This window comes from Agreia sp. Leaf335, assembly GCF_001423605.1.
Taxonomy (GTDB): Bacteria; Actinomycetota; Actinomycetes; order Actinomycetales; family Microbacteriaceae; genus Agreia.
The window spans coordinates 802,731-815,637 of the sequence record NZ_LMOQ01000003.1 but is presented as its reverse complement, the minus strand read 5'-3'; the positions used below and the strand labels follow the sequence as shown (position 1 = coordinate 815,637).

At 65.4% G+C, this 12,907-nt stretch carries 14 protein-coding genes and 1 tRNA gene; 7 read left to right on the top strand and 8 right to left on the bottom strand.

Annotation, left to right across the window (positions count from 1 at the left end):
- Positions 1–30 precede the first annotated feature (30 nt).
- Positions 31–1,683: a DNA repair helicase XPB gene (locus ASF79_RS14170; RefSeq protein WP_055855841.1), complete on the top strand. Its 1,653-nt coding sequence runs from the start codon at positions 31–33 to the stop codon at positions 1,681–1,683.
- Between the two features lie 10 nt (positions 1,684–1,693).
- On the opposite strand, the gene ASF79_RS14165 is transcribed toward ASF79_RS14170, so the two are convergent.
- Positions 1,694–2,233 carry a GNAT family N-acetyltransferase gene (locus tag ASF79_RS14165; RefSeq protein ID WP_055855839.1) on the bottom strand — a complete coding sequence of 180 codons (540 nt, stop codon included), beginning with the start codon at positions 2,231–2,233 and terminating at the stop codon, positions 1,694–1,696.
- 119 nt (positions 2,234–2,352) lie between these two features.
- Here ASF79_RS14165 and ASF79_RS14160 point away from each other — a divergent pair, with 119 nt between their 5' ends.
- From ASF79_RS14160 to ASF79_RS14150, 3 genes are all read left to right on the top strand, one after another.
- Positions 2,353–3,042, top strand: coding sequence for a response regulator transcription factor (locus tag ASF79_RS14160; RefSeq protein ID WP_055777739.1), 690 nt, complete (start codon positions 2,353–2,355; stop codon positions 3,040–3,042).
- Between the two features lie 40 nt (positions 3,043–3,082).
- Positions 3,083–4,828 (top strand): sensor histidine kinase, encoded by a 1,746-nt coding sequence (locus ASF79_RS14155; RefSeq protein ID WP_055855837.1) that lies wholly within the window; start codon positions 3,083–3,085, stop codon positions 4,826–4,828.
- Positions 4,829–4,912: 84 nt separating this feature from the next.
- Positions 4,913–5,203 carry a WXG100 family type VII secretion target gene (locus tag ASF79_RS14150; RefSeq protein ID WP_055777745.1) on the top strand — a complete coding sequence of 97 codons (291 nt, stop codon included), beginning with the start codon at positions 4,913–4,915 and terminating at the stop codon, positions 5,201–5,203.
- Between the two features lie 89 nt (positions 5,204–5,292).
- Here the strand turns inward: ASF79_RS14150 and groL are convergent, their stop codons facing one another.
- The 5 genes from groL to ASF79_RS14125 form a co-directional block, all read right to left on the bottom strand.
- Positions 5,293–6,912: a chaperonin GroEL gene (groL, locus tag ASF79_RS14145; protein ID WP_055777748.1), complete on the bottom strand. Its 1,620-nt coding sequence runs from the start codon at positions 6,910–6,912 to the stop codon at positions 5,293–5,295.
- Between the two features lie 185 nt (positions 6,913–7,097).
- Positions 7,098–7,301 (bottom strand): cold-shock protein, encoded by a 204-nt coding sequence (locus tag ASF79_RS14140; RefSeq protein WP_044440195.1) that lies wholly within the window; start codon positions 7,299–7,301, stop codon positions 7,098–7,100.
- Positions 7,302–7,487: 186 nt separating this feature from the next.
- Positions 7,488–8,123: a LytR C-terminal domain-containing protein gene (locus ASF79_RS14135; RefSeq protein ID WP_055777751.1), complete on the bottom strand. Its 636-nt coding sequence runs from the start codon at positions 8,121–8,123 to the stop codon at positions 7,488–7,490.
- 16 nt (positions 8,124–8,139) lie between these two features.
- Positions 8,140–8,442 carry a DUF3263 domain-containing protein gene (locus tag ASF79_RS14130; RefSeq protein ID WP_055777754.1) on the bottom strand — a complete coding sequence of 101 codons (303 nt, stop codon included), beginning with the start codon at positions 8,440–8,442 and terminating at the stop codon, positions 8,140–8,142.
- A 101-nt stretch (positions 8,443–8,543) separates the two neighbouring features.
- Entirely contained in the window at positions 8,544–9,014 is a 471-nt protein-coding gene (locus ASF79_RS14125) for a GNAT family N-acetyltransferase (protein WP_235500766.1), read from the bottom strand.
- Between the two features lie 83 nt (positions 9,015–9,097).
- On the opposite strand from ASF79_RS14125, the gene msrB reads away from it, so the two are divergent.
- The 3 genes from msrB to ASF79_RS14110 all read left to right on the top strand — a co-directional run bounded on the left by msrB (position 9,098) and on the right by ASF79_RS14110 (position 11,407).
- Entirely contained in the window at positions 9,098–9,499 is a 402-nt protein-coding gene (gene msrB / locus ASF79_RS14120) for a peptide-methionine (R)-S-oxide reductase MsrB (RefSeq protein WP_055855834.1), read from the top strand.
- 4 nt (positions 9,500–9,503) lie between these two features.
- The gene (locus ASF79_RS14115; protein ID WP_055855831.1) at positions 9,504–10,052 is read left to right on the top strand and encodes a nitroreductase family protein; all 549 of its coding nucleotides are present in this window, start codon (positions 9,504–9,506) and stop codon (positions 10,050–10,052) included.
- A 149-nt stretch (positions 10,053–10,201) separates the two neighbouring features.
- Positions 10,202–11,407 (top strand): MFS transporter, encoded by a 1,206-nt coding sequence (locus ASF79_RS14110; protein ID WP_055856182.1) that lies wholly within the window; start codon positions 10,202–10,204, stop codon positions 11,405–11,407.
- 368 nt (positions 11,408–11,775) lie between these two features.
- Here ASF79_RS14110 and ASF79_RS14105 read toward each other — a convergent pair.
- Both ASF79_RS14105 and ASF79_RS14100 read right to left on the bottom strand, forming a co-directional pair.
- Positions 11,776–11,851: transfer RNA gene (locus ASF79_RS14105), tRNA-Thr, on the bottom strand.
- A 59-nt stretch (positions 11,852–11,910) separates the two neighbouring features.
- Positions 11,911–12,828 carry a DsbA family protein gene (locus ASF79_RS14100; RefSeq protein ID WP_055777764.1) on the bottom strand — a complete coding sequence of 306 codons (918 nt, stop codon included), beginning with the start codon at positions 12,826–12,828 and terminating at the stop codon, positions 11,911–11,913.
- Positions 12,829–12,907: the final 79 nt, after the last annotated feature.

Here is a 12,907-nt window from a genome sequence, read left to right as displayed (position 1 = left end):
TGCGCCCGGCAGCCGGTAGGCTCGTACGTTATGCCGTCTGGCCCATTGATCGTCCAAAGCGACCGCACCGTCCTCCTCGAGGTCGCGCATCCCGATGCCGAGAGCGCGCGCCACGAGCTCGCGGTGTTCGCCGAACTCGAGCGCGCTCCCGAGCACATCCACACCTATCGCATCACGCGACTCGGGTTGTGGAACGCGCGAGCGGCAGGCCACGAGGCCGCCGAGATCCTCGGCACGCTCGAGCGCTACTCGAAGTTCCCGATTCCCCAGGCCGTCTCGATCGACATCGAGGAGACCGTGGCCCGCTACGGCCGCCTCGTCATCGAGCGCGACGAGGAGGGCGGGCTGCTGCTGCGTGCCACCGACTCCGCGGTGCTCAGCCAGATCGCGTCGGGCAAGAAGATCGCTCCGCTCCTGGTCGAGCGACGCGCGCCCGACACGTATGCCGTCGCCCCCTGGGCGCGAGGCCAGCTCAAGCAGGAACTGACCAAGCTCGGGTGGCCCGCAGACGATCGCGCCGGATACACGCCGGGCACCCCGCATGAGATCGCGCTCCAAGAAGACGGCTGGGCGCTGCGCGACTACCAGAAGCTCGCCGTCAGCAACTTCTTCGAACGGGGCTCGGGCGTCGTCGTCCTCCCCTGTGGCGCGGGCAAGACTCTCGTCGGCGCGGGAGCGATGGCGACCGCGAAGACGAACACCCTCATCCTCGTGACGAACACGGTCTCGGCTCGGCAGTGGCGCAGCGAGCTCCTGAAGCGGACGACGCTGACCGAAGACGAGATCGGCGAGTACTCGGGCCAGCTCAAAGAGGTCAAGCCCGTGACCATCGCGACCTACCAGATCCTCACCGCCAAGCGGAAGGGCGCCTACGCGCACCTCGAGTTGCTCGACGCCCTCGACTGGGGACTCGTCGTCTACGACGAGGTGCATTTGCTTCCCGCGCCCGTGTTCAAGCTCACCGCCGAGCTGCAGGCCCGTCGCCGCCTCGGCCTGACGGCCACGCTGGTTCGCGAAGACGGCCGCGAGGGCGACGTGTTCAGCCTCATCGGCCCCAAGAGATTCGACGCTCCCTGGAAGGAGATCGAGGCCCAGGGCTTCATCTCGCCCGCGGAGTGCTTCGAGGTGCGCATCGATCTGCCTCAGCACGAGCGGCTCGAATACGCGGCGTCGGCCGACGACGAACGGTATCGCCTCGCCGCGACGGCTCCCGCGAAACTGGATGTCGTCAAGCGGCTCATCGAGAAACACTCCGGCGAGCGCATCCTGGTGATCGGCCAATATCTTGACCAGCTTCAGCAGCTCGAGGCGGAACTCGGAGTGCCATCTCTCACGGGCGCCACCCCGGTGGCCGAACGCGAGCGGCTCTACGAAGCGTTCCGCGACGGAACCGAGCCCATCCTCGTGGTGAGCAAGGTCGCGAACTTCTCGGTCGACCTGCCCGAGGCGAGCGTCGCCATCCAGGTGTCGGGGTCGTTCGGCTCGCGTCAGGAGGAGGCCCAGCGGCTCGGCCGCCTGCTGCGACCGAAGGAGTCTGGCCTGTCGGCCAACTTCTACACGCTCGTGGCGCGCGACACCGTCGACCAGGACTTCGCGCAGAACCGGCAACGTTTCCTCGCCGAGCAGGGCTACAGCTACACCATCCTCGACGCCGACGAACTGAGCCCGCAGCCCGCCCTCTGACGAGCGGGCCTCAGTACAGGATGCGCTGCGTGAGCAGGTGGTCTTGCCAGAGACCCGCGATGTTCAGATAGGCGGGGGCGACACCGATGGGTTCGAACCCCGTTCGCTCGAGAACGCGCCGAGACGCGGCATTGTCGGGCAGGACGCTCGCCTCGAGTCGGTGCAGCCCGATCGCATCACGGCTGTGAGCGATGAGCGCCTCCAGCGCCGCCGTGGCCAACCCGCGCCCTGTCTGCGAGGCGTCGATCCAATAGCCCACGCTCGCGCTCTGAAACGGTCCTCTCACGATGTTCGAGAGATTCAGCCGGCCGACGATACGATCCCCGGCGGCGAGAACGAGCGGCAACCCGGTTCCGGCCTCGTACTGCGCGAGCTGTGCGTCCGCCGCGCCTGCTTGGTGCGCCACCGTGAAGAATTCTTCCGTGCGCTTCGGCTCCCACCGCTCGAGATGCTGCCGGTTGCGGGAGTAGGCCTGCGCTATCTCGTCGGCATCCTCTTTGCGAAGGAGCCGGAGAGCGATGTCGTCTGTCAGAGTTGCGGCGAAAGTCACCGATCGATCGTAATGCTCTCTGCACGATCGACGTGCGATAGCACGGCTCCCAGGAAAGTTGACTTTTGTTCCCCAACTACTCCCAGACAACGCCCAGAATACCCGCAGATACTAATCTCATGACTGGACCCCGAATCCTTATCGTCGATGACGAACCCAACATCCGCGACCTGCTTACCACGAGCCTCCGTTTCGCAGGCTTCGCCGTGCGCGCTGTCTCCAATGGCGCGCAGACTATTTCCGCCGTTCTCGAGGAAGAACCCGACCTCATCATCCTCGATGTGATGCTGCCCGACATGAACGGTTTCGGCGTTACGAAGCGACTGCGGGCATCCGGTTATACCGCTCCCATCCTGTTCCTCACGGCGAAAGACGACACCGAAGACAAGATCACCGGCCTTACCGTCGGTGGCGACGACTACGTCACCAAGCCGTTCAGCCTCGACGAGATCGTCGCGCGGATCAAGGCGATCCTGCGTCGCACGATGCAGGCCGACGAAGACGCCATCATCCGCGCCGGCGAACTGACCATGGACCAGGACACCCACGAGGTCTACGTCGGAGACGAGGCCATCGAGCTGAGCCCCACGGAGTTCAAGCTGCTGCGTTACCTGATGCTGAACCCCAACCGCGTGCTGTCGAAGGCGCAGATCCTCGACCACGTCTGGGAGTACGACTTCAACGGCGACGCCGGCATCGTCGAGAGCTACATCTCGTACCTGCGGCGCAAGCTCGACGCGCATTCCGAGGAGTCACTCATCCAGACCAAGCGCGGTTTCGGATACATGCTGAAGGTCTCGAAGGCATAGGGCGGTTTACCCAGGCGCCTGGCGTAATCTGATCTGCGACATGCAGCACATAATCCTCAGGCGCTGGAACGCGATCTCCTTGCGCAACAAGATCACCGGCGTGACTGTGCTGATGCTCACCTTCGGCCTCGTCGTGTCGGGCATCGGCACCATGACAGTGCTGCGCACCTACCTGATGAATCAGGTAGATGTGCGTCTGCAGAATGCCTATGCGGAGCCCACGTCTGTTCTCGGTCCCGACGCGAACCAGCGCGGCTTCGACCTCGACGATGTGCTCTCGGCACCGAAGACGTACTTCGTCGCCCTCCTCGATGCCAACGGCCAGCCGATCGTCACCAACTGGAGCGGCACCGGGCTCCCGGCGCCGATGGTCGCAGGCATCGGCATGTCGACGGCAACGACCTTGGCCGACGCGCGCTTCACGGTGCACAGCACCAAGGGATCAGCGGATTGGCTCGCCGTCGCGATGGTTCTGCCGGTCGACGACTACGGAACGAACAACACGCTCGTGATCGCCCAGTCGCTCGAAGACACCGAGAACACGACCACCACCTACCTGTCGATCTTCTTGGCCTTCGGTATCGGTGTGGTCGTGCTCGGTGCCATGCTCACCCGCTTGCTCGTGACCAGCACTTTCGCTCCCCTCAGGCAGGTCGAACGCACCGCGGCCGCCATCGCGGACGGCGGCGACTTCAGCCAGCGCATGGCTGTCGAGACGCCGAATACAGAGGTGGGTCGACTCAACAAGTCGCTCAACACCATGCTCAGCCGCATCGACAGGGCGTTCGACGACAGAGCCCGAACGATCGAGCAGATGCGTCGCTTCGTCGGCGACGCCAGCCACGAGTTGCGCACTCCCCTGGTCTCCGTGCGCGGTTATGCCGAGCTCTACCGCATGGGCGCCCTGCAGACCCCCGACGATGTGAGCCAGGCCATGGACCGCATCGAGAAGGAGGCGATCCGTATGGGGTCGCTCGTCGAGGACCTCCTCGAGCTCGCGCGACTCGACGAGACCAAGCCGCTGAAGCTCAGTCCGGTCAACCTCATTCCGATCGCCATGGATGCGGCCCTCGACGCGCGGGCCTCCAGCCCGGGCCGCGTCATCCGAGTCTCGACCTCGCGGCCGTCCGATCCCGTCATCACGTTCAACCCGGCCCTGGCCGTGGCGCCCGAGAGAGCGCAGGATGCCGACGGCACGTCGTCGCAGCCCGACCAGTCCGCGACCGGCTCGATCCCGTTCTCGTCTGCGTTCGCCCGGCTTCGCCGTCGCAGCGGACGAACGGGTGCGACCGCGCCTGATTCATCGGACGATCTCGTCGTGCCCGCGACGGTGACACCCTCGTTCGAGCTCGAACACGCCACAGATGAGAACGCGATTCAGCCCCTGGTGATGGCCGAAGAGAACAAGATCCGCCAGGTGCTCGCCAACCTCATCGGCAACGCCCTGCGCTTCACCTCCGACGACAGCCCGATCGAACTCGCCGTCAGCGTCGACGAGCGCAACCGGCTGGCCACGGTCGACGTCATCGACCATGGCGAGGGAATCCCGCCCCAGATCCGCGAGAAGATCTTCCAGCGCTTCTGGCGTGCCGACAGCTCCCGTACCCGAGAGACGGGCGGCAGCGGCCTCGGCCTCGCGATCGTGTCGTCGATCGTGGCCGCGCACGGTGGAACCGTGCGCGCTCTCGAGACAGACGGCGGAGGAGCGACCTTCCGAGTGTCGCTTCCTCTCCTCGTCGAGCAGGCCTCCTCCGAGTCATCCACAGAGGGCGCTCCGACCGTCTGACCCGGAGCCGCTCGCGTCTACCGTTGCAGCTGCCGATCGATTCATCGGCGTCAGAGCAACAGAGACGAGAGAGCAGGCACCATCATGAGCCAATACCAGGTCGACAGCGAGGCCGTCAGCGCGAGCGCCGCATCCATCCGCAATACGATCGAGCGCATTCAGGCCGACGTCACGGCCATGCACGGCCAGCTGACATCGCTCGAGGGCAGCTGGACAGGCCAGGCGGCTGTGGCGTTCCAGGCGGTCGTGCTCGACTGGCGTGGTACCCAGACCCGCGTCGAAGAGAGTCTCGCCTCGATCACCCAGGCGCTCTCGGCGGCGGCACAGACCTACGCCGACGTCGAGCTGCAGAACATGCGCATGTTCTCTGCGTAGCCGGCACCGGCCGCCTGCGGGGCGGCTCCCGAAGGAGCCGCCCGCCTGTGTCTTGTCTACTCAGACCGGAGTCTGGTCGGACGTGGGACTTAGAAGTCCATGCCACCCGTGGGGTCGCCGGCCGGAGCCGCAACCTTCTCGGGCTTGTCTGCCACGACCACCGACGTGGTGAGGAACAGACCGGCGATCGACGCAGCGTTGACCAGCGCGGAGCGCGTGACCTTCACCGGGTCGTTGATGCCGGCGGCCAGCATGTCGACGTACTCACCGGTCGCGGCGTTGAGGCCGTGTCCGACGGGCAGGTTGCGAACCTTCTCGGCGACGACACCAGGCTCGAGGCCTGCGTTCTGAGCGATCTGCTTGAGCGGAGCATCGATGGCGACGCGAACGATGTTCGCTCCGGTCGCCTCGTCACCCGTGAGCTCGAGCTTCTCGAACGCGGTCTTGCCGGCCTGGATGAGGGCGACGCCACCACCGGCGACGATGCCCTCTTCGACGGCGGCCTTGGCGTTGCGCACGGCGTCTTCGATGCGGTGCTTGCGCTCCTTGAGCTCGACCTCGGTCGCGGCTCCGGCCTTGATGACGGCAACTCCACCGGCGAGCTTGGCGAGACGCTCCTGGAGCTTCTCACGGTCGTAGTCGCTGTCGGTGTTGTCGATCTCGTTGCGGATCTGCTGAACGCGTCCGGCGATGGCGTCGGCGTCGCCGGCTCCCTCGACGATCGTGGTCTCGTCTTTCGTGATGACGACCTTGCGAGCCTTACCCAGCAGGTCGAGGGTCACGTTCTCGAGCTTCAGGCCGACCTCTTCAGAGATGACCTGTCCGCCGGTGAGGATCGCGATGTCCTGCAGCTGAGCCTTGCGACGGTCGCCGAAGCCGGGAGCCTTGACGGCAACCGACTTGAAGATGCCACGGATCTTGTTGACCACGAGCGTGGCCAGAGCCTCGCCGTCGACGTCTTCGGCGATGATGAGCAGCTGCTTGCCGCTCTGGATGACCTTGTCGACGATCGGCAGCAGGTCCTTGATGTTCGAGACCTTGCTGTTGACGATCAGGATGTAGGGGTCTTCGAAGACGGCTTCCTGGCGGTCGGGGTCGGTGACGAAGTACTGCGACAGGTAGCCCTTGTCGAAGCGCATGCCCTCGGTGAGCTCGAGCTCGGTGCCGAACGTGTTCGACTCCTCGACCGTGACGACGCCCTCTTTGCCGACCTTGTCGATCGCCTCGGCGATCAACGCGCCGATCTCGGGGTCTCCGGCGGAGATTGATGCGGTTGCCGCGATCTCTTCCTTCGTCTCGATCTCTTTCGCGTTGGCGACGAGCTCGGCGGTCACAGCGGCGACGGCCTTCTCGATGCCGCGCTTCAGCGTGATGGGGTCGGCGCCGGCCGCGACGTTGCGCAGGCCTTCGCGGACGAGCGCCTGGGCGAGCACGGTAGCCGTGGTCGTTCCGTCGCCAGCGACGTCATCGGTCTTCTTGGCGACCTCCTTGACGAGCTCTGCACCGATCTTCTCGTACGGGTCGTCGAGTTCGATCTCTTTCGCGATCGAAACACCGTCGTTCGTGATGGTGGGAGCGCCCCACTTCTTCTCGAGGACGACGTTGCGACCGCGCGGGCCGAGCGTGACCTTGACGGCGTCGGCCAGAATGTTCAGTCCACGCTCGAGGCCACGGCGGGCCTCTTCATCGAAAGCAATGATCTTTGCCATAAGTGTTTCTGTCCCTCCCGGAGACAATCAAAGAATTAGCACTCCATTGGAGAGAGTGCTAAGACAATATTGGCACTCAGGGCAGGCGAGTGCAAGCTGCGACGACGAACGCCGCCCGCTTTCGCGGACGGCGTTCAGAGTGTCGGGCGTCGCCGGTCGGCGACGCGCTGTGCGGGCGAGCAGGGCTAGGCGAGCCTGACGGCTTCGGCCTGAGGTCCCTTCGCTCCGGTGCCTACTTCGAAGACAACCTGCTGGCCTTCTTCGAGCACCTTGTAACCGCCCATCTCGATCGCCGAGTAGTGCACGAAGACATCCTGTCCTCCCTCGTCGACGGTGATGAAACCGTAGCCCTTTTCAGCGTTGAACCATTTCACGGTTCCGTTCGCCATTGTTACTCCCCATTGCCGAATGTGTGTCGTCAGGACACCCGCTGGAACACGGGCGACCAAGGCCGATACTAATCAGCGAGATGGCCCGAATTCAGGCGTTGACATCGAAACGGAATATCCGTTTCCGCATCTCAACATGACGGAAACATCACCGAAATATGGGGTCGAGGCGGCAGGCTCCGAGAACTACTGCACGGGCTCGTCTGTCGAGCCGTCGGCAGACGGCTCGATGAAGTCTGCGCCGAGAACCACGGTGAGCTGAGCGCCTTGGAACTGATCCGACTGCTCGACCCTGATCGCGGTGATCGACAACGTGACTCCGTTGGCCGCGGCATCGGCCGTCGCCTTGGTGAACAGTGAGTTCGCCAGCCCGAGAGCGGCCGCCTCCTGAGCGGGGTCGACGTAGTAGACCGTGGTCGTCTTGAAGTCGGTGGCACTCGCGTTGGCGGTCGAGCCGATGCCCGCCCATCCGGCCTCACGCATCGCGTCGCCGACGCTCGCGGCGAGCCCGACCGTCTCTGTGCCGTTGAGCACGGTGACCGTAGCCGCGGGGTCGACGACCGGTGTCACCTCGGGTGTGGGCGTCGGAGTCGGGGTCTGCGTGGCAGCGGTCGTGCCGCCGCCGAGCAGATCGTCGAATTTGATGCTGTCGTTGATGACGGCGAGAGTGATGACTCCACCGGCGACGATGACGCCGGTTGCGAGAGCGGCCCACGCGAACGCGATCCATCCTCGGCCCTTGCGCCGCGGCCCGCGGTGCGCTCCCGTGCGATGGAGATCTGCGGGGATGGTGTCGAAGCGATCTGTTGGAGGCTTGGCCATGGTGTGGTCTCGGGTCCTAGTCGTCGAGGGACGTGAGGCGCACGGATCGTGCCGCCGTCCTGGCATCCCGCACACGGTGCAGTCTCTTGATGAGCATCGGGTCGTGAGCGAGGGCGGAGGGCGAATCGATGAGAGCCCCCAGCAGTTGATAGTAGCGGGCCGCCGAGAGCCCGAATTCGTCGCGGATGGCCTGTTCCTTGGCGCCCGCGTGCTTCCACCATGTGCGCTCGAAGGCCAGGATCGCGATGTCGCGAGCGCTCAGGCGCAGCGTCGAGCCGTCGCCCTCATGCTGCTCATCGAGATTCTTCGCGACACCCACGCGGCCTCCACATCCTGCCGGGAACCGTCGGTCCCCGATCCTGAACATCCTATGGTTCGCATCCTTTGCATCACCCGAATGGGCCGGGCATGCCGCGATACCTAGGTGCTGGCCCTGAACATCGTGCGATGCGAGATGCCGCCCTCGACGAATTCATCGCCCACCACGACGAAACCGAACGCGGCGTAGAGGCTCTGGATGTAGCTCTGCGAGTGGAGCAGCATCGGCTCCGCCCCGAACAGCTCGACGACCCGGGCGAGGAGCAACTGGGCGAGCCCGCGGCCCCGGTACGCGGCGCCGACGACCACCCGGCCGGGCAGGCGATGCGCGTCGCCGTACTCCGCTATCTCGTCGCGGAGCACCCGGAGATAAGCGGCCACGTCCCCGTTCTCACCCGGGATCCACAGGTGGACGGTGCTCGCCTCCCTGTCGCGACGGTCGAGTTCGCTCTCGTCGACTCTCTGCTCGACGAAGAAGACATCAGTGCGGAGCTTGATGATCTCATACAGCTCGACCGTGGTCAGCTCGCTCCAGCTCTTCTGCACGATCGCGGGTACGGGTTCGAGGGGCATGGCAGAGAAGTTTACTGTGATGATGGAAGAGCCCTGACGATCGCGATGCCGTGATCAGACGGCGACACAGGAGGGTCTTTTCGATGGGTTACGACGTTCAGAAGAGCGATGAGGACTGGCGCGCGGAGCTGTCGGCCGACGAGTACGCCGTGCTGCGTCAGGCCGCGACGGAGCGTCCATGGACGGGCGAGCTGCTCGACGAGGGCCGCGAGGGCATCTACCGGTGCAAGGCGTGCAGCGCAGAGCTCTTCCGCAGCACGACGAAGTTCGACTCACACTGCGGCTGGCCCAGCTTCTACGACCCGTCGACGACCGACGCCGTCGAGTTGATCACGGACTCGACGCTCGGAATGGTGCGCACCGAGGTGCGCTGCGCCGCGTGCGGCTCGCATCTGGGCCATGTCTTCGACGACGCACCGCAGACCCCCACGGGTGACCGCTACTGCATGAACTCGATCTCGCTCGAGTTCGATCCTGCCGAGTAACGGCGTGGCATCCGTCTACGATGCCCTGCACGAGCGCCGCTCGAGTTCGAAGGTCTCAGACGAGGCGCCGAGTCACGACGAGATCCTCGAGTTGGTCGAAGCCGCCGGCCAGGTGGCCGACCACTCCGGCCTGACTCCGTGGCGGGTCATCGAGATCCGAGGAGAGTCCCGGCGGCTCGTCGGCGAGAGCCTCGCCGCGGCATCCGGCCTGCACGGGCACGACGCAGAGAAGAGCATCCGCAAGTCGTTCCGTGCACCGCTGCTGCTCGCGGTGGTCGTCTCGCCGCGGCCCAGTGTGAAGGTGCCCTACTGGGAACAGGAGGCCGTCGCATCCGGTGTCGCCCATGCTCTCACCCTGCTGCTGCACGAACGCGGCTACGGCGCGATGTGGCGCACGGGCATCCAGACGCGCAGCGAGCCCGTGCGGATCGCGCACCGTCTCGGATCCGACGAGCAGATGCTGGGTTGGATCTACACGGGTCGGCGGGTCGATCGCCCCCGGGAACGACGGCGCTCTCGAATTGACGTCGCCAGGCACGTCTCGACCCTCTGAACGAACCTGGGTCGAATCGATTCGAACCGCGGTCCTCCGAGGGATAGGATCGAGTTCTCGTGACTGAATCCGACGCACCCACCCAGACCATCCGATCGACGACCCCCTCGAACGACGGGGCCGCTGTCGATGCGCCACGCGTCGGACACCTGCAGTACTCGCCCCGGCGGCGGTGGTTCGCGCTGCTCGCACTCGCTCTGGGCGGTTTCGGCATCGGCGTCACCGAATTCGTGTCGATGGGTTTGCTGCCGAACATCGCGCAGGATCTTCTCCCGACGCTGTACGCCTCGAATTCGGCGGATGCCAACGCGACGGCTGGACACCTGATCTCTGCGTACGCGCTGGGAGTCGTGGTCGGAGCGCCGACCATCGCGGCCGCCGCGGCTCGATGGCCCCGTAAGCGCCTGCTCACCGTGCTCGTGGCCTGCTTCGTGATCGGCAATCTCGCCACCGCGATCCTTCCCTCGTTCGGCTGGGTTCTCGTCGCGCGCTTCGTCTCTGGGCTTCCCCACGGCGCGTACTTCGGCATCGCCTCGCTGGTCGCGGCCACCCTCATGGGCCCGGGAATGCGCGCACGCGGTGTGGCGTTCGTGCTCTCCGGCCTCACCATCGCGAACGTCATCGGCGTTCCGATCGGCACCTACCTGGGCCAGAACTTCGGCTGGCGAAGCGCGTTCTGGCTCGTGACGGTGATCTTCGCGGCGACGCTCGTGGCGATCCTCGCGACGGTGCCGTTCCAAGCGGGCAATCCCGAGAGCACGATCCGCAACGAGCTCAGGGCATTCTCCCGTCCGCAGATCTGGCTCACGCTGGCCATGGCCTCGATCGGCTTCGGCGGAATGTTCGCGGTCTACAGCTACGTCGCCCCGGTGGTCACCGACGTCACCGGCCTCGGGGCGGGAGTCGTGCCGCTCGTTCTGGTGACTTTCGGCGTGGGCATGACCATCGGCAACTTCATCGGAGGCTGGGCCGCGGACAAGTCTGTGACGCGCTCTCTTCTCCTCTTCATGCCCGGCATCGGCCTCGCCTGCCTGGCCTTCGGGCTCACCGCGGCGAGCGTGCCGGGGCTGTTCATCTCGATCTTCTTCATCGGCGCGTTCGTCTCGGCCGCGTCGCCCACGATCCAGGCTCGACTCATGGATGTCGCCCACGACTCGCAGTCGATCGCCGCGGCCCTCAACCACTCGGCGCTCAACCTCGGCAACTCGCTGGGCGCCTTCCTCGGCGGCATCGTGATCGCCGCCGGCTTCGGATACATCGCGCCCGCCTGGGTCGGTATCGGCCTCTCGATCGCCGGCGTGAGCATCCTTCTCGTCTCGCTGGGACTCGATCGCCGAGCTGCCCGCCGCAGCTGACCAGTCGCACTGCAACCATCGCAATTGACCTGTCGCATCGAGTGCGGCGCGAGATGTCGCGAATGGCTTGATCTGACCTCGATCCCGCCGCCATGTGCGCCATCTCAGCGGCTGCTCTCCGCTGGCGCACCGCACGCGTCGACGACGCGAAAATGCCCCCGCATCTTGGGAGATACGGGGGCATTCGGTGTCAATGGGGCCGGCGGCGGGACTTGAACCCCACAACGCGCCAGCGTTGTGCGTCACTCACACCAACCATCTCGGTTGGTTAGATCGGTCTATGGGGCCGGCGGCGGGACTTGAACCCCACAACGCGCCAGCGTTGTGCGTCACCCACACCAACCATCTCGGTTGGTTAGGTCGGTCTTTGGGGCCGGCGGCGGGACTTGAACCCGCAACCCCCGCTTTACAAGAGCGGTGCGCTACCAATTGCGCCACGCCGGCAGATGGAACACCTCATTCTAGCCATGACCTGCGGCCGAATGAGGCGCTCCGGTGACGCGCTACTGCGCGACGGTGGGCTCGGGCGTCGGTGCGGGCGTCGTCGTCGAGTACGCCTCGCTCGCGACCTGTAGCACGAACGCGGAGAACGCGTCGGCGTCGGTCAGGGAACCCGAGTACTGCTGTCCGTTGACGAGAACGGTGGGGGTGCCCTGCACCTTCTCGACCTCGGTGTTCGGCAGCGGGCCCTTGAGGGCGCGGGCCGTCGAGGCGCTCACCCAGTCTTTGAACTCGGTGTCGTCGATGCACTTCTCGATCTGCGAGACCTTCTCGGCCTTGGCATCGGTGACGTAGCCCTTGAGGGCGGCGTTGTCGAGACCCTCGGTATTCTCGGCGGGCTGGTTCTTGAAGAGCAGAGCGCTGAACGCGTAGAAGCTGTCGGGCGAGTAGTTGGCGACACACGCTGCGGCGTTGGCCGAGCGGGTCGAGTACTTCGTTCCGAGCGAGCCGCGATCGAGGATGGCGAGCGGGTGGGTGGTGAGCGTCGCCGCGCCGGAATCGAGCCACTGGCCGATCTGCTCGGAGTTGGTCGCCTCGAACTGGCCGCAGAACGGGCAGAGGTAGTCGACGTAGACCTGGATGTCGACGACTCCCTTGGAGTAGTCGGGCGTCGGTGCGACGGGTGCCGCGTCGGCCGGCTGCGACGGGCTCGTCGTCGCGACGAACCCCTTGCTGACGGTGACGCCGTCGCTGGCCATGTTCATCGGCCCCGGTCCGGCGGGCTTGATGGCGCTGACGATGATCAGCGTGACCGCGACGCCGATGGCGATCACGACGACTCCAAGGCCTCCGAAGAGGAAGATCCTGTTGCGGATGTCTTTCTTACGCTGCTGCTCGCGAAGCACCTTCGCCTTTTCGCGGGCGGCTTCGCGTCGTTCGTTCTTAGAGAGACGACCATCTCCGGCTGAGCCATAAGACATACGTGTAGAACTCCGGGTGAGAGAAGAGAAAAATCGATCGGGCCGAAAGCGGCCGGAACCCCCAGCGTAGAGGGCCTAA